Origin of the sequence: Microbacterium halimionae (genome assembly GCF_011761265.1) — a bacterium.
GTDB lineage: Bacteria > Actinomycetota > Actinomycetes > Actinomycetales > Microbacteriaceae > Microbacterium > Microbacterium halimionae.
The window spans coordinates 495,086-518,824 of the sequence record NZ_JAAOZB010000002.1 but is presented as its reverse complement, the minus strand read 5'-3'; the positions used below and the strand labels follow the sequence as shown (position 1 = coordinate 518,824).

The following is a 23,739-nucleotide window of genomic DNA, read 5'->3' as shown; positions in this document are numbered from 1 at the left end:
TCATTGTCTCGGTAATCGAGATTCCTCAATTCAAGGGCTGCAGTCGCAAGCGTGACCATCCCTACATGATGCCTGGGATCAGAACTAAGCGCGACGCCCGCTAGTTGTTAAACCGGAACTCCACGACGTCGCCGTCTTGCATCACATATTCTTTGCCCTCAAGGCGCGCTTTGCCTTTCGAGCGAGCTTCGAGAACGGAGCCGGTCGCGACCAGGTCATCGAACGAGATGACCTCGGCTTTGATGAAGCCCTTTTCGAAGTCGGTGTGAATCACACCGGCTGCCTGCGGAGCCTTCCAGCCCTTACCGATCGTCCATGCGCGGGCTTCTTTCGGGCCAGCGGTGAGGTAGGTCTGGAGGCCGAGAGTGTCGAAGCCGATACGAGCGAGCTGGTCAAGGCCCGACTCTTCTTGCCCGGTCGATGCCAGAAGCTCGGCAGCATCTTCTGGATCAAGCTCGATGAGCTCTGACTCGATCTTCGCGTCAAGGAAAACAGCCTTGGCCGGAGCAACAAGGGCAGCAAGCTCGGCAGTGCGAGCAGCGTCCGTCAGCACGGCTTCGTCGACGTTGAACACGAAGATAAAGGGCTTTGCCGTCAGTAACCCCAGTTCGCGAATGGGCGCCAAGTCGATACCCGAGCCCGACAGCACAATGCCGCGCTCAAGAGCATCTTTGGCGGCAACCGCGGCTTCAAGAACTGAAGGGTCAAGCTTCTTGCCCTTGATCTCTTTTTCGAAACGCGGGATGGCCTTTTCGAGTGTCTGGAGGTCGGCGAGCTGCAGCTCAGCGTTGATCGTCTCCATGTCGTTTTGCGGATTGACAGCACCCTCGACGTGAACGACGTCAGAGTCAGCGAATCCGCGCACGACCTGGGCGATGGCATCCGCTTCACGAATGTTCGCCAGGAACTGATTGCCCAAGCCCTCACCTTCACTCGCGCCGCGAACGATGCCGGCGATGTCGACGAACGACACGACCGCGGGCAAAATGCGCTCGCTACCGAAGATTTCGGCGAGCGCGTTCAGCCGTGAATCCGGCAGGTTGACGACACCCACGTTGGGTTCGATCGTGGCGAACGGGTAGTTCGCCGCGAGAACCTGATTCTTGGTGAGCGCGTTAAAAAGAGTTGACTTGCCAACGTTGGGCAGTCCGACGATTCCAATGCTGAGAGCCACGGGAGTCCAGTCTACGTTGCCGACGCCCATCCCCCGCTCCAGCGGCGAGTGCGGCCTCCGCCGACAAACACGCGTGAGAAGGTGGAGGGGTGCCACTGGATTTCACCGCGATCGACTTTGAGACTGCCAATTCCAGTAGTGCGTCTGCCTGCAGCGTGGGTCTCGCCCGCGTGCGCGACGGCCAAATCGTGGAAACGACCGGATGGCTCATCAAGCCGCCTCCCGGTCACGATGCGTTTTTTGAGCTCAACATCGGTATCCACGGCATCCGTCCCGATGACGTACTGAGCGCCAAGAGCTGGATCGCCCAGCTCGAAGACCTCGCCGCCTTCGCGGGCACTGACGTGCTCGTCGCACACAACGCAGGATTCGACATGGCCGTGCTGCGTCGCGCATGCGAAGCAACGGATGCCGTTTGCCCCACGTTCGAGTACGCGTGCAGCCTGCAGGTGGCACGAAAGGCCTACGACATTCCGTCGTACCGCCTTCCGTTGGCCGCAGCCGAAGCCGGCTTTCATGACTTCGCGCACCACGATGCCACCGCCGATGCTCTCGCTTGCGCGCACATCATGATCGATGCCGCGCGCCGCTACAAGGTCGACTCGATCGCCGAGCTCGCCCGCGCCGCCGGTGTGAACATGTCGCGTGTGGGGCTTCCGGTTCACGCTGTCGCCTAACGATCCCTCTGGCAAGCCGCTGCGCACGATGTCGGCGCCCTCAGCGAGACTGAACACATGGATCTTCTGCTGGCGGCACTGATCGCCGTGCTCTTTCTCGCGATCGGCGTAGTCGCCGGGGCGTTTGTCGGCTCGGCTCGGGCCCGCGCCGCACACTCCGAGGCACAAGCTGTGCTTTCTGCACGCATGGCCGCGGCCGAGGCGTCGGCTGCGGGGGCAATGAACGAACTCGAACGGCAACGCGACCTGCAGCGCGAGTTGGCGGCATCCGCTCGGCATGACCTCGCTCAGCGCGAAGAGCGAGAACGGCGCGATCAAGCTGTGCTCCGGGCTCTCGAACCCGTGCGCGAAGCCCTGCAGACGATGCAGACCAAAGTCGATGACCTCGAGCGCGACCGACACAACCAATACGGTTCGCTCGCCGAGCAACTGCGCCGGGCACAGGAATCAGATGAAGCTTTGCGTGCAACCACAGAGTCGCTGGCGGGCGCTCTTCGCTCGGGAACAACGCGTGGTGTGTGGGGCGAAACTCAGCTGCGCCGTGTTGTGGAGGCAGCAGGTCTCACTCGCTACGTCGACTTCGACACCCAGTCGTCGATCACATCGGATGCCGGAGCCGGCCGCCCCGACATGGTGATCCGTCTGCCCGGCGACAAGGCGCTGGCCGTCGATGCGAAAGCACCCCTCGATGCGTACCTCGAAGCGAGCGCAATCCCGGTGACGGCCCAGGGCGAAGAGGGGGCACGGCGCGCAGCTCTCCTGAGCAAGCATGCAAGGGCCGTGCGTGCACATATCGACGCGCTGGCAAAGAGGACGTACTGGAGCGGACTCGATTCGAGCCCCGAGTTCGTCATCTGCTTCTTGCCAAGCGAGTCTCTGTTCTCGTCTGCCCTAGAAGAAGACCCGTCGCTGCTCGACTACGCATTCAGCAAGCGGGTAGCGCTCGCATCCCCCGTCAATCTGTGGGCAGTGCTCAAAACCGTGGCCTACACGTGGACGCAGCAAGAGGTCTCACACGAGGCTCGCCGGCTGTTCGAACTCGGCACCGAGCTGTACAACCGACTCGGCGCCCTCGCCGGCCACGCTGACGACCTCCGCCGCGCAATCGAACGTACTGTCGACAGCTACAACAAGTTTGCCGGGTCTCTCGAAAGCCGTGTGCTTGTGACAGCGCGGCGTTTCCCCGGCATCGATCAGACCAAACTCGATGCACTGGGCGAAGCGAAAGTTGTCGAGACGAGTGCGCGCAGGTGGACAGCGCCCGAACTCCTAGAAGCAACCGACGCGGTGACTGAAGGGGCTATCGAGACAGACTCACGCGCCGCCGGGAACGAAGCTCAGTAGCGCGATCACAGCGCCAGAAACGAACACGAAAGCGCCAATGAGCCACCACGCGCTCACTTCGTGACCATCTTCACGGCGCTTGCGCAGCAGCACATCGGGTCGCCGTGCAGGGTCAACCGCGTTGGCAACAACGGCTTCGGCGCCGGTGCGAGGTGTCGATCCAGTCGCAGGTGCGTTCATTGAGATGCCCTCCGCAGGTTGCGTGACGTCGCGCGCGAATGCGCGTGACCGCTACGTCGATTCTGCCAGACAGCTCCTGAACGTCTCCGATCAACGCACCTTCACGACCGGCGTCAGCTCACAGCCACTTCGATGCGAGGTGCTCGGAGGTAATGCGACGAAGCGTTCCCGAAGAACCACGCAGCACGACGCTCTCGGTATAGATGAAGTCACCCTCGCGTCGCACTCCGGCGACCAGCTGGCCATCGGTCACGCCAGTAGCAACGAAGATCGTGTTGCTGCCCTTGACGAGCCCATCAGCTTCGTAAACCTCACCGTCGACCTTGAGTCCGGCGTCAAGGCCTCGCTGCCTCTCGTCATCGTTGCCGGGCACAAAACGCCCCTGAATGTGCCCGCCGAGCGCCTTGATTGCGCACGCTGTCACGATGCCTTCCGGGCTGCCACCGATGCCGACACACATGTCGGTGCGCGCGTTGTGGCGGGCCGCGTTGATGCCGCCTGCGACGTCGCCATCGCTCATGAGGCGTGTGCCGGCGCCTGCATCCCGAATCTCTTGGATGAGCTGTTCATGGCGCGGCCGGTGCAGCACCGACACAACGATCTCATCGACTGGCTTGCCGAGTGCTTTCGCGAGCAACCTGATGTTTTCGCCGATAGGGAGGCGGATATCGACGACTCCCACGCCAGCAGGACCGGTGACGAGCTTGTCCATGTAGAACACCGTGGAGGCATCCAGCATCGCGCCGTGGTCAGATACCGCGATGACCGACAACGCGTTGTTTCGGCCAGCTGCCGTGAGCGAGGTGCCATCGATCGGGTCCACCGCGATGTCGCACTTCGGGCCTCGACCCGTACCGACGTGCTCGCCGTTGAACAGCATGGGGGCGTTATCTTTTTCGCCCTCGCCAATCACGATGACGCCGTCGAAGTTCACTGTCGTCAAGAAGGCGCGCATCGCGTCGACGGCGGCACCATCGGCAACTTCTTTCTGCCCGCGCCCAATAAACGGAACCGAGCGGATCGATGCCGCTTCCGTCGCGCGCACCAGTTCAAGAGCGAGGTTTCGGTCGGGATGCAGAGGGCTCATGTCCCCCGTAATACTCACCATTGGGCCAGCCTAGGCAGGAAGATTGCCGAATCTTGCCGATCAGGCGCGCTCAGAGACGAAGGTTTCGCGGTATTTATCACCAGCGAAACCTTGAGTGCTCAGCGATCCCGACATCGGCGCAATGGCGCGACGGGCCCGGTCGGTACAATCGAAGAAGACATCCGTCATCATCGAAGGAGCCCGCGAATGCCAATCGCAACCCCCGAACAGTACGCCGAGATGCTAGACCGCGCGAAGTCCGGTGGTTTTGCCTACCCGGCTTTCAACGCATCGAGCTCGCAGAGCATCAACGCCATCCTGCAGGGGCTCACCGAAGCCGGCTCCGACGGCATCATCCAGGTCACGACCGGCGGCGCTGATTACTTCGCCGGCCACACTGTAAAGGGCCGCGCAACTGGCGCTTTGGCTTTTGCCAAGTTTGCACACGAGGTTGCGAAGAGCTACCCCATTACGGTTGCACTCCACACCGACCACTGCCCGAAGCCGGCACTCGACGACTTCCTGCTCCCCCTCATCTCCGAGAGCGAAAAAGTTGTCGCAGACGGCGGTCAGCCGATCTTCCAGTCGCACATGTGGGACGGCTCGGCCGTTCCCCTCGACGAGAACATCGAAATCGCCAAGAGCCTCCTCCCCCGCATGAAGGCGATCAACTCGATCCTCGAGGTCGAAATCGGCGTCGTCGGCGGCGAAGAAGACGGTGTGCAGCACGAGGGATCGAACGAAGCCCTCTACACGACCACAGCAGACGTCGCGAAGGCTGTCGAAGCCCTCGGCCTCGGCGACCAGGGCCGCTGGATCGCCGCCCTCACCTTCGGCAACGTGCACGGCGTGTACAAGCCCGGTGGCGTCAAGCTTCGCCCCGAACTGCTTGGCGAAATCCAAGCCGGTATCTCCGACAAGTTCGGTACCGCGGCGAAGCCCCTCGACCTCGTCTTCCACGGCGGTAGCGGTTCGACCGCTGACGAAATCGCTCTGGCAGTCGCCAACGGTGTCGTCAAGATGAACATCGACACCGACACTCAGTATGCCTTCACGCGCGCAGTGGCCGGCTACATGTTCAGCAAGTACGACGGCGTCCTCAAGGTCGACGGTGAAGTGGGCAACAAGAAGGCCTACGACCCGCGCGCCTGGGGCAAGGTTGCCGAATCGGCGATGGCCGCCCGCGTTGTCGAGGCAACGCAGCAGCTCGGTTCCGCAGGCAAGTCGCAGAGCTAAGCTCCCGCAGATCTATGAAAAACGCCCAGTCATTGCGACTGGGCGTTTTTCATATGACGGATGCCTGGCCTCACGACATCCGAAAAATCTCTCGTACCGTCGGTGACCCCTCGGGGGCTGGCAAGATATCGAGTTCGTCTCCGACAGAGATGGCGCCCGAACGCACGACCTTCAGGTAGGTACCGAGGCGACGTTCAGCGGCAAACCGCTTGACCCAGCCGCGCGCACTAGCACCACCCATTCTGCGAGCAAACGTTTGGCACGGCTGACGCGGCATTGTTACCTCAAGTACGAGACGTTCACCAATGTTCCAACGCTCGCCGATGCGGGCGTCGTTGACGTCATACCCTTCGATGCGCAGATTCTCGCCGAAGAGGCCGGGAACGATTTCTCGGTCAAGCTCCGCAGACCAGAAGTCAGCATCATCCTGACTGTAGGCGTAGACAGCCTTGTCGAGCCCGCCGTGGTGCTTGCGATTTGCCTGTACGTCACCGTAGACGCCGTAGGGCCCGATCTTTATCTCGCCCGAAATCGGGCGCTTATCGATGGCCGTAACCCCGTTTGTACCGGAGTCGGGTGTCAGTTCGAAAACGCGGCACACCGCGAGCACACTTGCCATAGAGAGAGTGTGCCAGACAACGCAGCTTGCCTATCCAGCGGTCCCCATCAAAGCGGCGAGAACGCTCGGATCGTTCATGATCGGAATGATGATCAGGATGCCCGTGATGAAGTTGAAGACGATGCCTCCGACGAGCGGAATCCACCATGACACGCGTCCGGCGCGAAGATTCGCCCACGACAACGTTGCCGTCGCCAACCATCCGAGCCCGAGGAAAATAGCCGCGGCGAGCGCCCAGCCGTTTCCGGCAGCAGGGTCGCTCAGGGTGGCATCGACACCCATCACCGAGAAAAGATTCGACGCGAACGTCGAGTAGTCAGTCATGGTGGGAATCGACGTGATCGTTGAGAAGAGCCCGTAGCCAAGGAGGGCGTACGTGATGATGCGATCAGCGACACGGCCGCGTGTGGGCGCCGACAAGACCGGCGCGACAGGCTTCGGCGACGCGGGCGGGGCCTGCTCGGTGGAAGGCTCCTCGAGAGCCTGCCCGGTTTCGAGGGCAAAAGTAGCGTCGGGCTGCTGAATCCGTGAGCGCTGTTCCTCTGGCGTCGCATACTCGCCGTACTGCGGTGCCGGGCGGCTATCAGCCTCGGTACGTTCGTCGCTCACGCGCTTGCCCGTCCGCCGGTTCCGCGCCCTTCGCGCAGTTCCTTGGGCAGCGAGAAGATCAGATCTTCTTCCGCAGTGCGAACTTCCTCAATGTCGCGGTAGCCTGCGCCAGCGAGGTCCTCAAGCACCTGCTGCACGAGCACCTCGGGCACCGAGGCGCCGCTCGTGATGCCAACGGTTTCGACCCCGTCAAGCCATTCCTGCTTGACCTCGTCGGCGTAGTCGACTCGGTATGCAGCTTTTGCACCGTGCTCGAGGGCGACCTCGACGAGTCGCACGCTGTTGGAAGAGTTCGCCGAGCCCACAACGATCACGAGGTCGGCGCCTGTTGCGACCTTCTTGATAGCAACCTGGCGGTTCTGAGTCGCGTAGCAAATGTCATCCGAGGGCGGGTCCTGTAGGTGCGGAAAGCGAATCCGCAACCGGCGCACAGTCTCCATAGTCTCGTCGACCGAAAGCGTCGTCTGCGAAAGCCACACAACCTTCTCGGGGTCGCGCACCTCTACGGTGTCGGCGTGTTCGGGGGAATTAACGACTGTCACGTGCTCCGGAGCTTCTCCGGCCGTGCCCTCAACCTCTTCGTGACCGTCGTGGCCGATCAGCAAAATTTCAAAATCATCGCGCGCAAAACGCACTGCTTCGCGGTGCACCTTCGTTACGAGCGGGCACGTTGCGTCGATCGCCTGAAGACCACGATCGGATGCCGCCGACACCACGGCGGGCGAAACACCGTGCGCGCTGAATACGACGTGGGAGCCCAAGGGAACCTCGTCGACTTCTTCGACGAAAATCGCACCGAGCGCTTCGAGTTCGCTCACGACATGGGTGTTGTGCACGATTTGCTTTCGCACATATACCGGCGCACCGTAGCGCTCTAGCGCCTTCTCCACAGCGATCACAGCGCGGTCAACACCGGCGCAATAACCCCGCGGAGCTGCGAGTATCACACGTTTGGGTCCGGCAACGGGCATATCCTGAAGGCTGCCCCGTCGTCCTGGGATACGGGGCACGGGCAGATGCACGGCTGGGGAAGTCACACCTTGATTCTATGGGCGCCCGCTGGACGCGGGCCGTGGACTGCCGATAACGCTTGCGAGAAAACTTTTAATGACGATCTTTGAACCCGACGCGACCGCCGGCGAGCCGACGCCCCCGGGCGCTGTGCACCCCCGCGACTCGTCGAAAGACACCCCCACATCTGTTGGTCGACTGGGCGACACGATCCGCGGTTTCATTGAACGCTGGGGCACGATCTGGGTCGAAGGCGAGATCACGTCGTGGAACGTTCGCGGCGGCAATGTCTTCGGGCGAATGAAAGATCTGGAAACCGACGCCACAATTGCTTTCCGCGTATGGTCAACGACGACACGACGACTGCCTGACGATCTTTCTGTCGGCGATCACGTCATCGCGTGCGTGAAAGCTGACTATTTTGTGCGTGGCGGCGACTTCAGTTTCATCGTCTCGGCGATGAAACACGTCGGGCTTGGCGAGCAGTTGGAAAAGCTTGAGAAACTCCGCGCGCAGTTGCGCCGCGAAGGACTCTTCGACCTCGACCGCAAAAAGCCGCTGCCGTTTCTGCCCCAGACCATCGGCCTCATTACGGGCGAGCGATCCGACGCCGAACGTGACGTGCATCGAAACGCCGAACTGCGATGGCCCCGTGTGCGCTTTCGCAACGAGTATGCGGCGGTCCAGGGCGAGCGTTGTGTTCCGGACGTCCTCGCGGCCCTCGAGCGTCTTGACGCCGACCCTGACGTTGACGTGATCATCATTGCCCGCGGCGGCGGCGACCCGCAGCACCTGCTGGGTTTCAGTGATGAGCGTGTGGTCCGAGCTGTTGCGGCAGCCCAGACGCCGGTGGTGAGCGCGATTGGGCACGAAAACGACCATCCGCTGTTGGATGACGTCGCAGACCTCCGCGCATCAACCCCTACTGACGCCGCGAAACGAGTGGTTCCTGATGTCAGCGAGCAGCATGCCCTCGTGCAGCAGTTACGAGCAAGACTCACGGGGCGTCTGACGTTGCGCGTCAATCACGACATCGCACAGCTCGAACAGTTGCGCTCTCGCCCCTCACTTCGAGACCCATCAGCGATGCTCAATTCGCGCAGTCAGGAAGTGCACCTACTCACAGCGCGAGCTCGCGACGTTATAGACCGTCATCGCGCTCAAGCCGAGCGTTCGGTCTCCGAGCTTCGTGCGTCCCTTCGCGCGCTCTCTCCTGGTGCAACGCTCGCTCGCGGGTATGCGATCGCGCACCACGACGGCGGAAAAGTGCTGCGGGATGCCGCCGATGCGCCTGCGGGCGCGCACATTGTGGTGACGGTCGAGCGTGGCTCGTTTGCCGCTGTGTCAGAGGGTGAAGTAGCAGAGTCCGCCGAACCGCAGGAGTCATCCCCCGCACGTAGGATGGAATCATGACCGACGAGAGCACCGGCGAAGTGGAATCGCTTTCGTTTGAAAAGGCACGCGACGAGCTGATTCGCGTTGTTGCGGAGCTGGAACAGGGTGCCCCCACCCTCGAAGAGTCGCTGGCCCTCTGGGAACGCGGCGAAGCACTTGCATCCCGCTGTGAGCAGTGGCTGCTGGGCGCCAAGCAGCGCCTCGATGCCCCGTCGCGCGACGATGAGGCGCGTTCGTGAGCCAGAAAGAACAGCGTGTAGTGGCGGAACTCGGGCGCCCCGAAACGCCCGACGAAACCGCAGCCCGAAAGGCCGCGTCATCGCGCGCCTATCGCGGCAGCCAGACGTTCCGCAACCTCTTGGCGGCTCTGGGAGTTACCCTCGTCATCGTTGCCATTGTCATTTTTGCTGTCCCCCGCGGCGAAATCCCCGATGATCCAGAGATCGATGTCGTGTCTCTCGCGGCTGATGCTGAGTCCGCCTATGGGCGTGACGTCGTCGTCGCAGACGTGTCCTCAGCGTGGCGTGTAAATTCCGCCGCGGTGAAAGGTGACTCGGTTCTGGCGTGGACAGTGTCATACGTGCCGCAGGACACATCATTCTTGGTCGTCTCCCAAGCCTTCGACGCCGATGACGCGTGGGCTCGTACCGAATTCAACGGCAGTGCGCCTACCGGTACCACAACCATCAACGGCATCGTCTGGGACGAGTACGTAATCTCGGACCCGTCTTCGACCGGCAACGTCACGTACGCTCTCGGTACTCAAGCAGGAACCGACCACATCCTCGTATATGGCACAGCCGATCACGGCACGACAGCATCCGTTGCTGCGTCACTGACGAGAGACATCCGAGCAATGCGGGAGGAATCACCTTCATGAGCGAAACGCAGTCTGCGCCACAGCAAGTCTGGAACGAAATGCAACGCGGCAACGCGCGTTTCGTTGCCGGAGAGCCCCGGCACCCCCGTCAAGACGTGGAACGACGTCACGAACTAGCAGGAGCGCAAACGCCACGGGCCGCACTTTTCGGATGCTCGGACTCGCGCCTCGCCGCTGAGATCATCTTCGACAAGGGCCTCGGCGACCTCTTCGTCGTCCGGAACGCCGGCCAGGTCATCTCTGACTCTGTGATCGGCAGTCTCGAATACGCGGTCGCCGTGCTGAACGTTCCGCTCATCGTGGTTCTCGGGCATGACGAGTGCGGCGCCGTGCGCGCTGCAATCGACAGCACAAGCAACGATGCTCCCCCGCTGCCGACGCACATCTGGCGCCTCATCTCACCGATCGTCCCTGCGGTGCGACGCGTCATGGCAGCCGACAAAGCTCCCACCGCACAGGTCGATGCAGAGCACGTCGGCAAAGAGCACCTCCGCGATACCGTCGCCGAGCTGCTTCGCTCGTCGGAGCTCATCAGCGAAGCTGTCGCCGAGAGCCGCGTGGGCATCGTCGGCGCCAACTACCGCCTCGGCGAAGGTACCGCTATACCCGACGTCCTCGTTGGCGTCGGCGAGGCCCCTCCAAAGTAACTTTCCACCATATCCCTCAGCAGAGAAGGAACAACGACGTGACCGACACTGAATACCGCATCGAACACGACACCATGGGTGAAGTACGCGTGCCCGTCAACGCGCTGTATGGCGCACAGACGCAACGTGCGGTGGAAAACTTCCCGATTTCAGGACATGGGCTCGAGTCAACTCAGATCGCGGCGCTCGCTCGTATCAAGAAGGCTGCAGCGCTCGCGAATAAAGAACTCAACGTTCTCGATGGAGCCATCGCTGACGCCATTGCTGCCGCCGCCGACGAAGTCGTTACCGGAGCCCACGATGGGCAGTTCCCGGTCGACACCTACCAGACCGGCAGTGGTACTTCCTCGAACATGAACATGAACGAGGTGCTCGCGGCTCTCGCGACTCGCATCCTCGGCGCGAATGTTCACCCCAACGACCACGTCAACGCTTCACAGTCATCGAACGACGTGTTTCCGACCTCCGTGCACATCGCCGTGACGCAGGCCCTCATCGACGATCTCATCCCCGCGCTTGATCACCTCGCGGTCGCGTTGGAAGCAAAAGCGGTTGAGTGGAAAGACGTCGTGAAATCGGGACGCACACACTTGATGGATGCCACGCCGGTGACGATGGGTCAGGAATTCGGCGGCTATGCCCGACAAATCCGACTCGGCATCGAACGCGTACAGGCTGTCATCCCGCACGTGAGCGAAGTTCCCCTCGGTGGAACCGCGGTCGGCACCGGCATCAACACTCCCCTGGGTTTTCCGCAAAAGGTCATCGAGCTTCTCGCGAGCGAGACCGAGCTGCCAATCACCGAAGCAAAGGACCATTTCGAGGCTCAGGCAAACCGTGACGCTCTCGTCGAGGCCTCTGGCGCACTGCGCACGATTGCGGTATCGCTGACGAAGATCAACAATGACATTCGGTGGATGGGTTCAGGTCCCAATACCGGGCTCGGCGAACTTCACATCCCCGATCTGCAGCCGGGTTCCTCGATCATGCCGGGAAAGGTCAACCCGGTCGTTCCGGAAGCTACCCTGATGGTCTGCGCGCGGGTCATCGGAAACGACGCCACAGTGGCCTGGGCTGGCGCATCGGGCTCCTTCGAACTGAACGTGGCCATTCCGGTGATGGGCACAGCGCTGCTCGAGTCGATTCGTCTCCTCTCGAACGCGATGCGTGTACTCGCGGACAAGACAGTTGACGGCCTCGAAGCCAATATCGAGCGCGCCACAGCTTTTGCTGGGATGTCTCCGTCGATCGTGACGCCCCTTAACAAGATCATCGGCTACGAGGCTGCCGCCAAGATCGCAAAGCACGCGGTAGCCAACGCAGTGACAGTTCGAGAAGCAGTGCTGGACCTCGGGTACGTCCACCGCGGCGAGATCAGCATCGAGCAGCTCGATGCAAAGCTTGATCTCCTCTCGATGACTCACCCGGGCTAAGACGACAATCAACTGAGTGCGGGCCATAATCGATACGTGTTCACGGTGCGCAACCCGCTAGCAGGGCGCGCCACCGTGCTTGGGCCGGTACTCGCCGCGGCAGGGGTTGGTCTGGCGGTCACCGGAATATCGGTGTTCGCTCTGCAGCGTGCCCGTATTCTCGCGGCGCTCCCGCGAGGTGCAAGCCGAGCAGACATCGACGCCGCGCTTGAACCTGTTTTGACCTCGAGCGTCACGTATGCCGCCGCTGGAATCGTCGTGCTCGGCGCAATCGCCGCAGCAGGGTGGTACGTCAGTCGACGGGTATATTCGCCGCTTCGCAATTTGCAAGAGACCGCGGCCCAAGTCACTCTCGCCGATCTCGGCGCTCGCTTGCCGGATCGTGGTAAAGACAATTTCGGCTCACTGAATCGCACGATCAACGAAATGTTCGAGCGGCTCGAAGGATCTGTAGATGTGCAGAGGCAGTTGCTCGACGACATCCGTCATGAGCTGAAGACGCCCCTGACGATCGTCCGCGGTCATCTCGAGATCATGGACGCCACCGACCCGGTCGATGTACAGGGCGCACGCGAAGTTGCGATGTCGGAACTCGATCGGATGAGCCGGCTCATTGACGACATTGATCTGCTGGCGACGGTGGAAGGCGGCGGTCAACTCTCGATGGGTGTTGTCGACCTTCGCGCATTGACCCAGGCAGTTGCACAGCGCGCGTCTGTCATCTCAGGTCACACGTGGCGCGTTGAATCGCGAGCGCGAGGACAGGTGCACGGTGATTTCGACCGGTTGCTTCAGGCGTGGTTACAGCTCGCAGACAATGCTGCGAAGTACACGCCCGACGAGAGTCCGATCGAAATTGGTAGCGCGGTCGACGATGTCCGCGCGTCTTTGTGGATTCGAGACCACGGGCCTGGCATTCCGCCCGCGTCGCGTCATCGAGTATTTCGACGTTTCGACCGAGCGAACGGACAGCGTAGCGTTGGTGGATCGGGGCTGGGGTTGGCAATCGTCGACGCTATTGCGAAAGCACACGGGGGAACATGTGCAATTACAGAGACAGTGGGCGGTGGTGCAACATTCACCATCGAGATCCCGATTCATGACCAAGAACCTGCGGCGCCCGCACCGGTGCGAGCTGAGGATGTCGTGACGCAACGGGAAGTAACAGGATGACCCGCATACTCATCGTCGAAGACGAACCTCGCATATCAGAATTCGTGAGCAAGGGTTTAGTCGCTGCAGGCTACGAAACGGATGTCGTCGACGACGGTGCGGTGGCCCTCCGACGCATGTTCGAAACCACATTTCACCTTGTGCTTCTCGATGTCGGGCTTCCCTCCATCGACGGTTTCGAGGTGCTTCACCAGCTGCGGGGCCAGGGTTTCACCTTGCCGATCATCATGCTGACAGCGCGTTCGAGCATCCGAGACACAGTCGATGGTCTCGATGCCGGGGCAAACGACTACATAGCAAAACCCTTCCGGTTCGATGAGTTGCTCGCACGCGTCAGAACACGGCTGCGGGACCCGGGACCTGCGGAGTCGACGGCCCTTGTGCGCGGTGCCGTCACCCTGGACCCCCTCAGCCGTCGCGCCACTTCGGCCGGACGTGACGTCGAGCTTTCGGCACGCGAATTTTCGCTGGCCGAATACTTCCTGAGGCACCCGGGGCAGGTGTTGAGTCGCGAACAACTTCTCAGCCGGGTCTGGGGTCTGGACTTCGACCCGGGATCGAACGTCGTCGACGTCTACGTGCGCTACCTGCGAAACAAGTTCGGCACGGCCGTCATCACGACAGTACGCGGCGCTGGATACCGCTGGGAGTAAAAGAGGATGCCCCCGACGCTGGGGGACGTCGGGGGCAGAAGAGAGGTGCGAGGCCGAAGCTTCGCTACCGCTACCGGGGCAAACGGCGTCCTCTCAAAACTTCTCCGACGCACTTGGGGGAAACGTCGGAGGAGTGTGACTTTCGCCACATCTAGATCATGAATGACTTTTGTGAGAGCAAGGCGAGTGGTGGATGAGAAACCTCTCATCCACCACTCGCCTTGGCCTTTTCTAGCTGAGCTCGCCTGCCTCGAGAAGATCCGTGACAAGCGCGGCGATCGCCGACCGTTCCGAACGCGACAGCGTGACGTGCCCGAACAGCCCGTGACCCTTAAGCGTCTCGATCACAGAGGCGACGCCGTCGTGCCGACCGACGCGCAGGTTGTCGCGCTGTGCCACGTCGTGAGTCAACACGACGCGGGAGTTCTGCCCGATGCGGCTCAGCACAGTGAGCAAAACATTCCTTTCGAGCGATTGGGCTTCGTCAACGATGACAAACGCGTCGTGCAGCGAACGTCCACGAATGTGCGTGAGTGGCAGCACCTCGAGCAGCCCTCTCTCAACCACTTCTTCCACGACGTTCGGCGACACAATCGAACCCAGGGTGTCGAAAACTGCCTGACCCCACGGATTCATTTTTTCTTGCGCGTCGCCCGGAAGGAAACCGAGTTCCTGACCGCCCACGGCAAAGAGCGGTCGAAAGACGATGATCTTCCGCTGCTGTTGCCGTTCCAAGACAGCTTCGAGCCCTGCGCAGAGCGCGAGCGCCGATTTGCCAGTTCCGGCACGGCCACCGAGTGAAACGATGCCAACCTCAGGGTCAAGCAGCAGGTCGATGGCGATGCGCTGTTCGGCAGAACGACCGTGCAGGCCGAATGCTTCGCGGTCACCGCGCACCAGCGCATACTCACCGTCGCCTGTGACGCGGCCCAGGGCCGAACCACGCTCGGAGTGGACGACAAGGCCAGTATTGACAGGGAGACCACGTACCGACTCGCTCGTGCCAATCTCGGTCTCGTAGAGATCGCTGATTTCATCCCCCGCAACATCGATCGTCGCGATGCCTGTCCAACCCGAATCTACAGCTTGCTCCGCCAGATACTCTTCGGCCGTGATTCCGAGAGCGGCTGCCTTGACTCGCATCGGAAGGTCTTTCGAAACGATCGTGACTTCTTGACCGCCGTTCATGAGGTGCATGGCGATAGCCAGGATGCGGGTGTCGTTATCACCGAGACGCATTCCCGACGGCAACACCGAGACATCCGTGTTGTTGAGTTCGACGCGAAGCGTGCCGCCGCTACCCACCGGCACAGGAAAATCGAGTCGGCCATGTTCGACGCGAAGCTCGTCGAGATGACGAAGTGCTCGGCGTGCGAAATAGCCGAGTTCGGCATCGTGTCGTTTTGCCTCGAGTTCGGTGATCACGACGACCGGGATAACGACCGAGTGCTCTGCGAACCGGAAGAACGCCCGGGGATCGCTGAGGAGAACCGACGTATCCAAAACATAAGAGCGCAGATCTTGATCAAGATCGGCGCTCTCGTGAATGGCTTCGTGCTGTCGCTGCTGTGCTTCTTGTGTGGTCACAACCCGCTCCCGACCCGGGACACGATCCCGGTTATCGCAAGTCGACCTGTGGGCCACGAGTCGCAGTCCTGGAGGCCGACCCGATCGGGCTCCTTGCCCGATGAGTCAGAAGTTACGCCGCAATTGTCACGGACGTATGCCGACACGCCCTTTTGTGAGTTACAGCTCCGTTAACTCCAAGAGTCGAGCGAGCGGCTTCCACGGTCGATGAGTGAGTCAGCTCTTCGCGAGCACCTTGCGCAGCCACACCGTCGCGTTGGGGTTGTCGTTATACGCCGCGATAGGCGCGAAACCGGCCCTCGCGTACAGCCGCGCCGCAGCATCCAGCGAATGGTGAGTATCAAGGACCAGGTCGGTTGCGCCCAGTTCTCGCGCGTTCTGCTCAAGAGCTGCGAGAAGCATGCCACCACCACCTGTTCCGCGCGCGGAATCGCGCACGTAGAGATGCTTTATCTCGAAACAGACAGCGCCGCTCTCACCTGGTATCTGGATGCGGCGAACACCGCCGCATCCGACTTCTCCCCCGTTGTCGTCGGTGAGTATGAGGAACACGCCCAACGGCGCGACAAACGCGCTCGGATCAGCGGGGGCGGGCCGGTAACCTCCGCCCGGAAATCTCTCGATGCGAAACGCCAAATACTCCCTGAGAAGAATCTGCGCCGGAGGTGAAGCAGCGGATTCGGCATGCACGCGAGCCATACGACTCAGCCTATCGAGCGGTAACGTGCTAGCTGCCGTATCGACGGTCTCTTGTGGCGTAATCGCGAATCGCTCGCAGAAAATCGACTTCGCGGAGGTCCGGGCCGAGCGCTTCAACGAAATAGAACTCGCTGTGAGCGCTCTGCCAGAGCAGAAAATCACTGAGACGCTGCTCGCCCGATGTTCGGATAACGAGGTCCGGGTCAGGCTGACCACCCGTATAAAGGTGTTCGCCGATTTGTTCGGGAGTGAGGTTCTCAGCGAGCTCTTCGAGAGAGCCGCCGACCCCGTCGTGTTCGGCGATGATACTGCGGACGGCATGCACGATTTCGCTGCGGCCTCCGTAGCCAATTGCCAGGTTCACGTGAAGGCCGGTGTGCCCTTTAGTGCGCTCCGCGGCTTCCGAGACGACGTCGGCGAGGTCCGGCGGCAAGAGGTCGGAGCGACCCATGTGATGCACACGCCAGTTGTTTTCGTGCGACAGCTCATTTGCGAGGTCCGCAATGATCTGGAGAAGATCGGCAAGCTCTTGAGTATCGCGTTTACGCAAGTTGTCGTTGGAGAGGAGATATAACGACACGACACGCACACCGATGTCGTCACACCACCGCAAGAACTCGCGCATTTTCGCAGCGCCAGCGCGGTGGCCGTGCGCCGCCGAGTCAAAACCAAGCTGCCGCGCCCAGCGCCGGTTACCGTCGATCATCATCGCGACGTGACGCGGCACTGTCTCTGGCGTGAGACCCCGCCGCAACCGCGCGATGTACAAGCGGTAGAGGGGGCCTCTCCCCTCACTTGACCAGCCCGTTTTCACGATCACTACGCTACCGCCTGCATGTGTCAAAGCCGGAAGACACGTGTGCAAGGTAATCTCACGGCCTTACGTGCGCGACACGGCATACCGCTGGTCGTAGGCTCGCTGTGTGGCCCCCAAAATTCGCCCGACCGACATTCCGGTTCCTGAGCTCCCCCTCATGGAGGCAGCGCACGTCGATGCGATCGTCGAGGTCAAGCCGACCTGGCGAGGGTGGATTCACGCCGGCACGTTTCCAGTAGCAATCGCCGCGGGAATCGTGCTGATCGTGCTTGCTGACGGTGCGGCTGCGAAGTGGGCGTCTGCGGTATTCATGGCGACGTCGCTTCTGCTTTTTGGAAACTCCGCGCTTTACCACCGCTTCGATTGGGGCCCGAAGACACTAGCAGTACTCAAGCGAATAGACCACGCCAACATCCTGCTGTTGATCGCCGGGACCTACACCCCGATCGCAGTGCTTGCGCTTCCGCCCAGCAAGTCCATACTGCTGCTCAGCCTCGTGTGGTCAGGCGCGGTTCTCGGGATTTTGTTCCGAGTCTTCTGGATCAACGCTCCGCGGTGGCTTTACGTGGCGCTCTACCTCGTGCTCGGATGGGCGGCCGTCATGTACATGGTCGATCTCTTCAATGCGAACCCCGCCATGATGGTGTTGGTCATCGTCGGCGGACTCTTGTACACGGGTGGGGCGATCGTCTACGCGATGAAGAAGCCCAATCCCTGGCCCGGAAAGTTCGGCTTCCACGAGATCTTTCACGTGTGCACGGTGCTGGCGTTTCTTTGCCACTGGACCGCATGCCTCTTGATTGCGCTGCAGCCCGCCTACAACGGCTAGTCAGAACCGGGCTTTGACCCGTCCGTGTCATCGACCTCGGTGCGCTCAGCTGCCGCGCTGTCGTTGTGACTGTCGGCTTTCTCCTGCGCCTCGGCCTCAGCTTGCTCAGCGTCGAGATCTTCGCCCACCTCGAATCGGTAGCGAGCTCGACGGATTCGCCGGAGCATGTCCCATACGAGCAGCATCACGGCGATTGCCACGAACGCTATGGCGGCAAAGCCCCAAGGTCCTGGGGTGACGAGGTCCGGGTCCAGAGTGGATGACGGACTCGGCGTCGCAGCCGCGAGTACCGCGGCGACCGCGAAGGGCATGTTTTCCTCGTTTCGCGCTAAAGCGCATAGCGTAGAGTTATAGCTTATTCCCCCTGTGAGAGACAGCATGACGACGCAAGAAAAACTCGATGCTAGATACGGTCGCGGCCGTTTGTCGGCAGCCAGGAGAGGCGCCTATATATCCGGCAGCGTTGTCGCGATCGCAGCGCTCGGCTGCCTTGCTTGGGGCGCAGTAAGTGGCGTTTTCGACACAGTTGATGCTGTCGACACGGGCTACAGCCTCGTCAGCGAACACCAGGTGGATGTGCGATTCCAGGTGACGGCTCAGGTAGGTGCGACTGTCGCGTGCGCCATCGAAGCACAAGACGAGGACCACGGAATCGTAGGATGGCGCATCGTCGAGTACGAGGCATCCACTGACGCGACGCATTCTTACACCGAGACCATTCCGACCCTTGATCAAGCCACGACCGGGTTTGTCAACTCTTGCTGGGTGTCGTAACCTATCGGGAACGAAGTCGACGAACGCCCTGGCAAGAGCCGGGGCGTTTAGCTTTAGCCGACGTACCCAAAGAAGGAGACAGCCGTGTCTGCAGACGCACCTGAAACGTTCCTCACTCAGGACGCCTACGACCGTCTTGCAAACGAACTCGAGTACCTCTCGACGACGGGCCGCGAAGAGATCGCTAAGCGCATTGAAGCCGCCCGCGAGGAAGGCGACCTCAAAGAAAACGGTGGATACCACGCCGCCAAAGATGAGCAGGGAAAGCAAGAAGCCCGCATTCGCACGCTCACAAGCTTCCTCAAGGACGCGAAGGTCGGCACGGCGCCGGAGAGCTCCGGCGTCGTCGAGTCAGGCACAGTCGTCACGGCGATCGTTGCAGGTGGCGAAGAAGTCTTCCTGCTCGGAAACCGGGAGATCGCAGCTGACAGCGAGCTTGACGTCTACAGCGAGGCCTCTCCGTTGGGCGCCGCGATCATGGGCCAGCGCGAAGGCACGAAGACGAGCTACACGGCACCCAATGGGCGCGAGATCTCAGTAGAGGTCGTCAAGGTCGAAACCTACTCGGGTCAGTAGCCAGTCCTCGTCGCTGCGTCATCGCTTAGTCTGCGACGACCGTGGGAAAAAACCCTGCCTCTTTCAATGTGGTGATGACGAGAGCGCGGTGCTCTTCACCGCGGGTTTCCACGCTGAGCTGAAGCACCACTTCACTGATCTGCATGCCTTGTCCGTGACGGGTGTGCAGCACCTCAGTGACGTTCGCGCCGACGAGAGCGAGCAGCTCAGATACGCGGGCCAGTTGACCGGGGCGGTCGGGCAGCGGAATGCGTAGCGACATATAGCGACCGGATGCCGCAAGCCCATGCGCGACGACACGCTGCAAAAGCAGCGGATCGATGTTGCCCCCAGAGAGCACAGTAACTGTGCGCCCCTTGGGCACCACTTTGCCCGCGAGCATCGCAGCGACGCCCACGGCGCCCGCTGGCTCGACAACCTGTTTTGCACGCTCAAGCAGCACGAGCAGCGCGCGAGCGATGTCGTCTTCGGTGACTGTGACGACCTCGTCAACGAGCTCTTTGATGATCTCAAACGGGAGGTCGCCCGGGCGTGCGACAGCGATGCCGTCCGCGATGGTTGGGAGCGTTTCTATCTGCAGCGGTGAGCCCGCTGCGAGCGACGATGGGTAAGGTGCGGAGTTCTCCGCCTGCACTCCAATAACACGCACAGTGCGCCCCACGGCGGCGGCACGTGCCTTGATCGCTGCGGTGACGCCAGCGATCAAGCCTCCGCCGCCAATTCCCATCACGACCGTGTCGATGTCGGGCAGATCTTCGAATAGCTCAAGACCCAGCGTTCCCTGACCGACGATGATGTCGCGGTGATCGAACGGGTGGATGAGCACAGCACCGGTGCGCTCGGCAAACTCCGCGGCGAGGCGAAGCGGTGTCTCGACCGTGGCACCCTCCAGAATGACCTCGGCGCCGTAGCCTCGCGTTGCCAGCAGCTTCGGAACAGGCACACCCAGAGGCATGAAAATCGTCGCCGCGATGCCGAGTCGCTGCGCGGCAAGCGCCACGCCCTGAGCGTGGTTTCCGGCAGAGGCTGCAACGACGCCGCGAGCTCGCTCTTCTTCGGTCAGGCGGGAGAGCCGGTATGTGGCGCCACGGATCTTGAATGAGCCAGTACGCTGCAGGTTCTCGAGCTTCAGGTGTACCGGCACACCAAGCACCTCGGACAGGTGCAAAGACTCATCAAGCGGCGTTCGCGTAATGATGCCGCGGAGCGTGGCCGCGGCATCCTCGAAATCAGCAAGTGTGGGGATCGTCATCGGCTGGGCCTCCTTTGCCGGGGAACAGTGCTCCAAATGAGGTCAGCAGAAGCTGGGTCGTGACCCGTCTTCCACGATTTATTCGCAAGCGAAACTGCGACCACATTCACGAAAGCCGAAAGCGGCACCGCGAATAGGGCGCCGGGGATGCCTGCAATCATTGCGCCCCCGGTCACCACCAGCACAACAGCGAGGGGATGAACTTTGACGGCGGAACCCATGAGGATCGGCTGCAGGATGTGGCCCTCGATTTGCTGCACCGCAAGCACGACCACGAGCATCCAGAGCGCGATCCAGGGTCCGTTGTAAACGAGAGCAAGGAATACAGCGACGGCGCCCGTCACAACCGCACCAACGATCGGCACAAAGGCACCGAGGAAGACAAGAATGGCGACTGGTACCGCGAGGGGTACGCCCAGAAAGAATGCGCCCAAGCCGATACCCACCGCGTCGATCGTTGCGACGAGCATCTGTGTGCGTGCATAGTTCACGACAGTCACCCAGCCGGCCCGAGAGGCATGGTCGATAGCGGGGCGCGCAGCTCGAGGAAAGAGACGCGTGGTCCAGCGCCAGATGCCGCCTCCGTCAGCGAGGATGCAGAGCAAAATGAAGATGGCGAGGAGAAAACCCGTGGCCACGTGCCCCACTGTGCTGCCGATCGCGAGTGCCCCCGACAACAACAGTTGGGCCTGCTCTTGCACAAGAGAGACGATCTGGCTCAGGATGCCGTCGATATCTTGAGCCGTGAGGTGAAGGGGCCCCTGGATCAAGTAGTCACGAAACTGACCTGTTGCCTCGACCGTTCGATCCTGCACTGACGACCATTGGCGTGCTACCTGCCAGCCGGCCAGCCATAGCAAGCCAGAGACAATCGAGAGAGTACCGACGAGCGCGATCACGATAGCGACCCAGCGCGGCACGCGATGACGAAGCATCCAGGTGAAAGCCGGCCACAGCAGCGCCGTGACAAGAATCGCAACGAGCAATGGGATGACAAGAAGCTTGAGCTGAATGATCAGCCAGATTCCAACGCCAACGGCCGCAGCGATGACGAGCAGTCGCCAGGCGAACGCAGTCGCTACCCTCATACCCCGTGGAACAACTTCCGAGCTCTCGGTGCTCACCACTCTGCCTCGCAGTGCCTCGAGAAATGCACCGCGCCGCTTGTCGTCAGAACCGGTCACCCGCTCAGTCTAGTTGCGCTATTGACACACGGTGTCGGCGCTCACCCGTAGTCTTCCGGGGTGAGACAGACCCTCAGTGCAGCAGAAGCTCGGCGCCTCGCCTTAGCCGCGCAAGGCTTCGGACGCGCCCGCCCCGATCGCGTCACGGCAGAGCATCTCCGTCGCGCTTTCGGACGTATGGCGACCGTGCAAATCGATTCGGTGAACGTGTTTTCGCGTTCGCATTACATGCCGATGTTCTCTCGTTTGGGAGCGTACGACCGCGCCCAGCTTGACCAGCTGCTCTTCGAAGAACGCGCACCCTTTGTCGAATACTGGGCGCATATGGCCGCGTTCATCGCCATCGAGGACTGGGCGCTCTTCAACTTTCGCATGCGCGACATGCGCGCGCGCTACCGTGATGGTCCCGATGCCTGGCTCTCCTCAAAACCTGAAGTGGTCGAGTGGGTTTATCGCGAACTTTCAGCGAGAGGGCCTCTTCGTCCGGCAGAAATTGAATTTGACGTGGAGCATTCTCGAAAGAGCAGCTGGTGGGGCTGGAGCGATGTGAAGCGTGCACTCGAGCTTCTTTGGCTCTGTGGCGACGTCGCGATCGCTGGTCGTCGGGGTTTCGAGCGCCGGTACGCCCTTGCTGAGCAGCTAATCCCTCCCGCAGTCATGAATGCGACCGTGCCACGCGATGAGGCGATACTGCGGCTCGTGGAACGCGCAACGCGTGCGCTCGGTGTCGCGACGGCCGCAGACGTCGCGGACTACTGGCGCATTAAAGATCGTCGCGCTGTCACGGAATCTCTCGATGCCCTCGTTGAGGGAGGAACCCTTACACCCGTGACTGTTGACGGGTGGGAGTCCCGCGATAAACCAATTCCGGCATGGATGGATGCTCGTGCGTCAGTTCCCCGACGCATCGATGCCGCCGCGGTTCTCACGCCGTTCGATCCGATGGTGTGGTTTCGGGACCGTGCGTCACGGCTTTTCAACTTCGACTACCGGATTGAGATCTATACGCCGGCGCAGAAGCGAATCTACGGCTATTACTCCTTGCCCGTGCTCATCGACGATCGAATCGTCGCGCGCGTTGACCTCAAGGCAGATCGTGCACGCTCGACGTTGCTCGTACAGTCAGCGTGGTGGGAAGGCCCTCCGGAGCCTCGCTGGGCCGAACGAACAGCAGGCGTACTCAACGAAGCCGCGGCGTGGCAAGGCCTCGAAAATGTGTCGGTATCGAGCTGGGGCGACGCAACGGCTGATCTCGCGCGAGCGTTACCGCGCGCTGCTCGCCACGGCTAGAACTGAACTCGCGGCGGCTCGGAGACGTTCGAGCCACCAACGACCTCGAAGAACTCACGTGAGTCCCAGCCAAGTCTGCGGGCAAACATGCTCGCAGGAAAAACATTCATTTTCGTGTTGAGCTCGCGGACGCCACCGTTATAAAAGCGACGCGAGGCATGAATTTTGTCTTCGACTTCAGCGAGCGATTGCTGAAGCTGGAGAAAGTCATGGCTCGAGTGGAGCTGCGGGTAGGATTCTGCCGCGGAGAACAGCGGCACAACTGTGCGCTGCAGCTTGCCCTCAACAACCCCGGCCTCGGTCGGAGTCAGCGACGTTGAGGCTTCTGCACTCGCATCGGCTGCCTGCGCGAGCACCACGCGCTCGTGCGGAGCATAAGCGCGGACAGCTTCCACAAGGCTATTCACAGCATCCGCGCGATGGGTCAACTGCACCGTGATGTCGTTCCATGCTTCATCAACGCGAGCGTTGAGCTGCACGAGCGATCTGTAGCTGGCCCAGAGATATACGCCGACCAAAACCAGCAGTACAACAACAATAAGGACCGGGATAAGCCATTCCCACATAGCTTGAAACTCCGTTCACGATAGGTGTTTATTCTATCGAGCGGGCG

The 23,739-nt window shown here is 61.3% G+C and carries 27 protein-coding genes; 14 read left to right on the top strand and 13 right to left on the bottom strand.

The annotated features are described in order from the left end of the window. Positions 1-100: 100 nt before the first annotated feature. On the bottom strand, positions 101-1,174 hold the full coding sequence (ychF, locus tag FHS06_RS10155; protein WP_167048955.1) for a redox-regulated ATPase YchF: 1,074 nt from the start codon (positions 1,172-1,174) through the stop codon (positions 101-103). An 89-nt stretch (positions 1,175-1,263) separates the two neighbouring features. Here ychF and FHS06_RS10150 point away from each other — a divergent pair, with 89 nt between their 5' ends. After that, positions 1,264-1,851: an exonuclease domain-containing protein gene (locus FHS06_RS10150; protein ID WP_167048953.1), complete on the top strand. Its 588-nt coding sequence runs from the start codon at positions 1,264-1,266 to the stop codon at positions 1,849-1,851. 57 nt (positions 1,852-1,908) lie between these two features. Beyond that, positions 1,909-3,195 (top strand): DNA recombination protein RmuC, encoded by a 1,287-nt coding sequence (locus FHS06_RS10145; RefSeq protein WP_167048951.1) that lies wholly within the window; start codon positions 1,909-1,911, stop codon positions 3,193-3,195. Here FHS06_RS10145 and FHS06_RS10140 read toward each other — a convergent pair. Continuing rightward, complete coding sequence (locus FHS06_RS10140; protein ID WP_167048949.1) at positions 3,166-3,375, bottom strand: UDP-N-acetylmuramyl pentapeptide phosphotransferase; 210 nt, start codon at positions 3,373-3,375, stop codon at positions 3,166-3,168. The genes FHS06_RS10145 and FHS06_RS10140 overlap by 30 nt on opposite strands. Before the next feature lie 118 nt (positions 3,376-3,493). After that, on the bottom strand, positions 3,494-4,483 hold the full coding sequence (gene glpX, locus FHS06_RS10135) for a class II fructose-bisphosphatase (RefSeq protein WP_167048947.1): 990 nt from the start codon (positions 4,481-4,483) through the stop codon (positions 3,494-3,496). A 186-nt stretch (positions 4,484-4,669) separates the two neighbouring features. Here glpX and fbaA point away from each other — a divergent pair, with 186 nt between their 5' ends. Further along, a complete protein-coding gene (gene fbaA, locus FHS06_RS10130; RefSeq protein ID WP_167048945.1) occupies positions 4,670-5,698 on the top strand; it encodes a class II fructose-bisphosphate aldolase in 1,029 nt (342 codons plus the stop codon). 70 nt (positions 5,699-5,768) lie between these two features. Here fbaA and FHS06_RS10125 read toward each other — a convergent pair whose 3' ends face one another. From FHS06_RS10125 to FHS06_RS10115, 3 genes are read right to left on the bottom strand one after another with little or no spacing between them, the layout of a single operon-like run. Continuing rightward, the gene (locus FHS06_RS10125) at positions 5,769-6,317 is read right to left on the bottom strand and encodes an MOSC domain-containing protein (protein WP_167048943.1); all 549 of its coding nucleotides are present in this window, start codon (positions 6,315-6,317) and stop codon (positions 5,769-5,771) included. Positions 6,318-6,347: 30 nt separating this feature from the next. Continuing rightward, positions 6,348-6,926 carry a DUF6264 family protein gene (locus FHS06_RS10120; RefSeq protein ID WP_167048941.1) on the bottom strand — a complete coding sequence of 193 codons (579 nt, stop codon included), beginning with the start codon at positions 6,924-6,926 and terminating at the stop codon, positions 6,348-6,350. After that, complete coding sequence (locus FHS06_RS10115; RefSeq protein ID WP_208388254.1) at positions 6,923-7,897, bottom strand: 4-hydroxy-3-methylbut-2-enyl diphosphate reductase; 975 nt, start codon at positions 7,895-7,897, stop codon at positions 6,923-6,925. Before FHS06_RS10115 ends, FHS06_RS10120 begins: the two co-directional genes overlap by 4 nt. 136 nt (positions 7,898-8,033) lie before the next feature. On the opposite strand from FHS06_RS10115, the gene xseA reads away from it, so the two are divergent. From xseA to FHS06_RS10080, 7 genes are read left to right on the top strand one after another with little or no spacing between them, the layout of a single operon-like run. Further along, positions 8,034-9,350 (top strand): exodeoxyribonuclease VII large subunit, encoded by a 1,317-nt coding sequence (gene xseA, locus FHS06_RS10110; protein WP_167048939.1) that lies wholly within the window; start codon positions 8,034-8,036, stop codon positions 9,348-9,350. After that, entirely contained in the window at positions 9,347-9,571 is a 225-nt protein-coding gene (locus FHS06_RS10105) for an exodeoxyribonuclease VII small subunit (RefSeq protein ID WP_167048937.1), read from the top strand. Before xseA ends, FHS06_RS10105 begins: the two co-directional genes overlap by 4 nt. Next, positions 9,568-10,212, top strand: a complete 645-nt coding sequence (locus FHS06_RS10100) for a DUF4245 family protein (protein WP_167048935.1) — start codon at positions 9,568-9,570, stop codon at positions 10,210-10,212. The genes FHS06_RS10105 and FHS06_RS10100 overlap by 4 nt, the downstream gene beginning before the upstream one ends. Beyond that, on the top strand, positions 10,209-10,859 hold the full coding sequence (locus tag FHS06_RS10095; protein WP_167048933.1) for a carbonic anhydrase: 651 nt from the start codon (positions 10,209-10,211) through the stop codon (positions 10,857-10,859). Before FHS06_RS10100 ends, FHS06_RS10095 begins: the two co-directional genes overlap by 4 nt. Before the next feature lie 38 nt (positions 10,860-10,897). Beyond that, on the top strand, positions 10,898-12,292 hold the full coding sequence (locus tag FHS06_RS10090) for a class II fumarate hydratase (RefSeq protein WP_167048931.1): 1,395 nt from the start codon (positions 10,898-10,900) through the stop codon (positions 12,290-12,292). A 36-nt stretch (positions 12,293-12,328) separates the two neighbouring features. Further along, complete coding sequence (locus FHS06_RS10085; protein WP_310734797.1) at positions 12,329-13,465, top strand: sensor histidine kinase; 1,137 nt, start codon at positions 12,329-12,331, stop codon at positions 13,463-13,465. Continuing rightward, on the top strand, positions 13,462-14,118 hold the full coding sequence (locus FHS06_RS10080; protein ID WP_167048929.1) for a response regulator transcription factor: 657 nt from the start codon (positions 13,462-13,464) through the stop codon (positions 14,116-14,118). Before FHS06_RS10085 ends, FHS06_RS10080 begins: the two co-directional genes overlap by 4 nt. 231 nt (positions 14,119-14,349) lie before the next feature. Here the strand turns inward: FHS06_RS10080 and FHS06_RS10075 are convergent, their stop codons facing one another. From FHS06_RS10075 to FHS06_RS10065, 3 genes are all read right to left on the bottom strand, one after another. Continuing rightward, positions 14,350-15,666, bottom strand: coding sequence for an RNA 5'-3' helicase PhoH2 (locus FHS06_RS10075; protein WP_310734802.1), 1,317 nt, complete (start codon positions 15,664-15,666; stop codon positions 14,350-14,352). A gap of 255 nt (positions 15,667-15,921) precedes the next feature. After that, the gene (locus FHS06_RS10070) at positions 15,922-16,404 is read right to left on the bottom strand and encodes a GNAT family N-acetyltransferase (RefSeq protein WP_167048925.1); all 483 of its coding nucleotides are present in this window, start codon (positions 16,402-16,404) and stop codon (positions 15,922-15,924) included. A gap of 28 nt (positions 16,405-16,432) precedes the next feature. Next, positions 16,433-17,221, bottom strand: a complete 789-nt coding sequence (locus FHS06_RS10065) for an isoprenyl transferase (protein WP_167050267.1) — start codon at positions 17,219-17,221, stop codon at positions 16,433-16,435. Between the two features lie 157 nt (positions 17,222-17,378). On the opposite strand from FHS06_RS10065, the gene trhA reads away from it, so the two are divergent. Next, entirely contained in the window at positions 17,379-18,050 is a 672-nt protein-coding gene (gene trhA, locus FHS06_RS10060) for a PAQR family membrane homeostasis protein TrhA (RefSeq protein WP_167050266.1), read from the top strand. Here the strand turns inward: trhA and FHS06_RS10055 are convergent. Continuing rightward, positions 18,047-18,361 carry a hypothetical protein gene (locus FHS06_RS10055; protein WP_167048923.1) on the bottom strand — a complete coding sequence of 105 codons (315 nt, stop codon included), beginning with the start codon at positions 18,359-18,361 and terminating at the stop codon, positions 18,047-18,049. The genes trhA and FHS06_RS10055 overlap by 4 nt on opposite strands. Positions 18,362-18,428: 67 nt before the next feature. Here FHS06_RS10055 and FHS06_RS10050 point away from each other — a divergent pair, with 67 nt between their 5' ends. Together FHS06_RS10050 and greA are read left to right on the top strand one after the other, a co-directional pair. After that, on the top strand, positions 18,429-18,824 hold the full coding sequence (locus tag FHS06_RS10050) for a DUF4307 domain-containing protein (protein ID WP_167048921.1): 396 nt from the start codon (positions 18,429-18,431) through the stop codon (positions 18,822-18,824). Positions 18,825-18,908: 84 nt separating this feature from the next. Further along, positions 18,909-19,400 (top strand): transcription elongation factor GreA, encoded by a 492-nt coding sequence (greA, locus tag FHS06_RS10045; RefSeq protein WP_167048919.1) that lies wholly within the window; start codon positions 18,909-18,911, stop codon positions 19,398-19,400. A 25-nt stretch (positions 19,401-19,425) separates the two neighbouring features. On the opposite strand, the gene ilvA is transcribed toward greA, so the two are convergent. Together ilvA and FHS06_RS10035 are read right to left on the bottom strand one after the other, a co-directional pair. Beyond that, positions 19,426-20,652 (bottom strand): threonine ammonia-lyase, encoded by a 1,227-nt coding sequence (gene ilvA, locus FHS06_RS10040; RefSeq protein ID WP_167048917.1) that lies wholly within the window; start codon positions 20,650-20,652, stop codon positions 19,426-19,428. Continuing rightward, positions 20,649-21,836 (bottom strand): AI-2E family transporter, encoded by a 1,188-nt coding sequence (locus FHS06_RS10035; protein ID WP_167048915.1) that lies wholly within the window; start codon positions 21,834-21,836, stop codon positions 20,649-20,651. Before FHS06_RS10035 ends, ilvA begins: the two co-directional genes overlap by 4 nt. A 60-nt stretch (positions 21,837-21,896) precedes the next feature. On the opposite strand from FHS06_RS10035, the gene FHS06_RS10030 reads away from it, so the two are divergent. Then, entirely contained in the window at positions 21,897-23,126 is a 1,230-nt protein-coding gene (locus FHS06_RS10030; protein WP_167048913.1) for a winged helix-turn-helix domain-containing protein, read from the top strand. On the opposite strand, the gene FHS06_RS10025 is transcribed toward FHS06_RS10030, so the two are convergent. Continuing rightward, positions 23,123-23,692, bottom strand: coding sequence for a LemA family protein (locus FHS06_RS10025; RefSeq protein ID WP_167048911.1), 570 nt, complete (start codon positions 23,690-23,692; stop codon positions 23,123-23,125). The two genes, FHS06_RS10030 and FHS06_RS10025, sit on opposite strands and share 4 nt — an antisense overlap. Positions 23,693-23,739 lie beyond the last annotated feature (47 nt).

Bases quoted from the DNA above. Each gene is read 5' to 3' on its own strand.
- xseA (WP_167048939.1), top strand. From the start codon at position 8,034: ATGACGATCTTTGAACCCGACGCGACCGCCGGCGAGCCGACGCCCCCG.
- FHS06_RS10080 (WP_167048929.1), top strand. From the start codon at position 13,462: ATGACCCGCATACTCATCGTCGAAGACGAACCTCGCATATCAGAATTC.
- FHS06_RS10115 (WP_208388254.1), bottom strand. From the start codon at position 7,897: ATGCCCGTTGCCGGACCCAAACGTGTGATACTCGCAGCTCCGCGGGGT.
- fbaA (WP_167048945.1), top strand. From the start codon at position 4,670: ATGCCAATCGCAACCCCCGAACAGTACGCCGAGATGCTAGACCGCGCG.
- FHS06_RS10025 (WP_167048911.1), bottom strand. From the start codon at position 23,692: ATGTGGGAATGGCTTATCCCGGTCCTTATTGTTGTTGTACTGCTGGTT.
- FHS06_RS10105 (WP_167048937.1), top strand. From the start codon at position 9,347: ATGACCGACGAGAGCACCGGCGAAGTGGAATCGCTTTCGTTTGAAAAG.
- FHS06_RS10145 (WP_167048951.1), top strand. From the start codon at position 1,909: ATGGATCTTCTGCTGGCGGCACTGATCGCCGTGCTCTTTCTCGCGATC.
- FHS06_RS10140 (WP_167048949.1), bottom strand. From the start codon at position 3,375: ATGAACGCACCTGCGACTGGATCGACACCTCGCACCGGCGCCGAAGCC.
- ilvA (WP_167048917.1), bottom strand. From the start codon at position 20,652: ATGACGATCCCCACACTTGCTGATTTCGAGGATGCCGCGGCCACGCTC.
- FHS06_RS10055 (WP_167048923.1), bottom strand. From the start codon at position 18,361: ATGCCCTTCGCGGTCGCCGCGGTACTCGCGGCTGCGACGCCGAGTCCG.
- glpX (WP_167048947.1), bottom strand. From the start codon at position 4,483: ATGGTGAGTATTACGGGGGACATGAGCCCTCTGCATCCCGACCGAAAC.
- FHS06_RS10070 (WP_167048925.1), bottom strand. From the start codon at position 16,404: ATGGCTCGCGTGCATGCCGAATCCGCTGCTTCACCTCCGGCGCAGATT.
- FHS06_RS10095 (WP_167048933.1), top strand. From the start codon at position 10,209: ATGAGCGAAACGCAGTCTGCGCCACAGCAAGTCTGGAACGAAATGCAA.
- FHS06_RS10050 (WP_167048921.1), top strand. From the start codon at position 18,429: ATGACGACGCAAGAAAAACTCGATGCTAGATACGGTCGCGGCCGTTTG.
- FHS06_RS10125 (WP_167048943.1), bottom strand. From the start codon at position 6,317: ATGGCAAGTGTGCTCGCGGTGTGCCGCGTTTTCGAACTGACACCCGAC.
- trhA (WP_167050266.1), top strand. From the start codon at position 17,379: ATGGAGGCAGCGCACGTCGATGCGATCGTCGAGGTCAAGCCGACCTGG.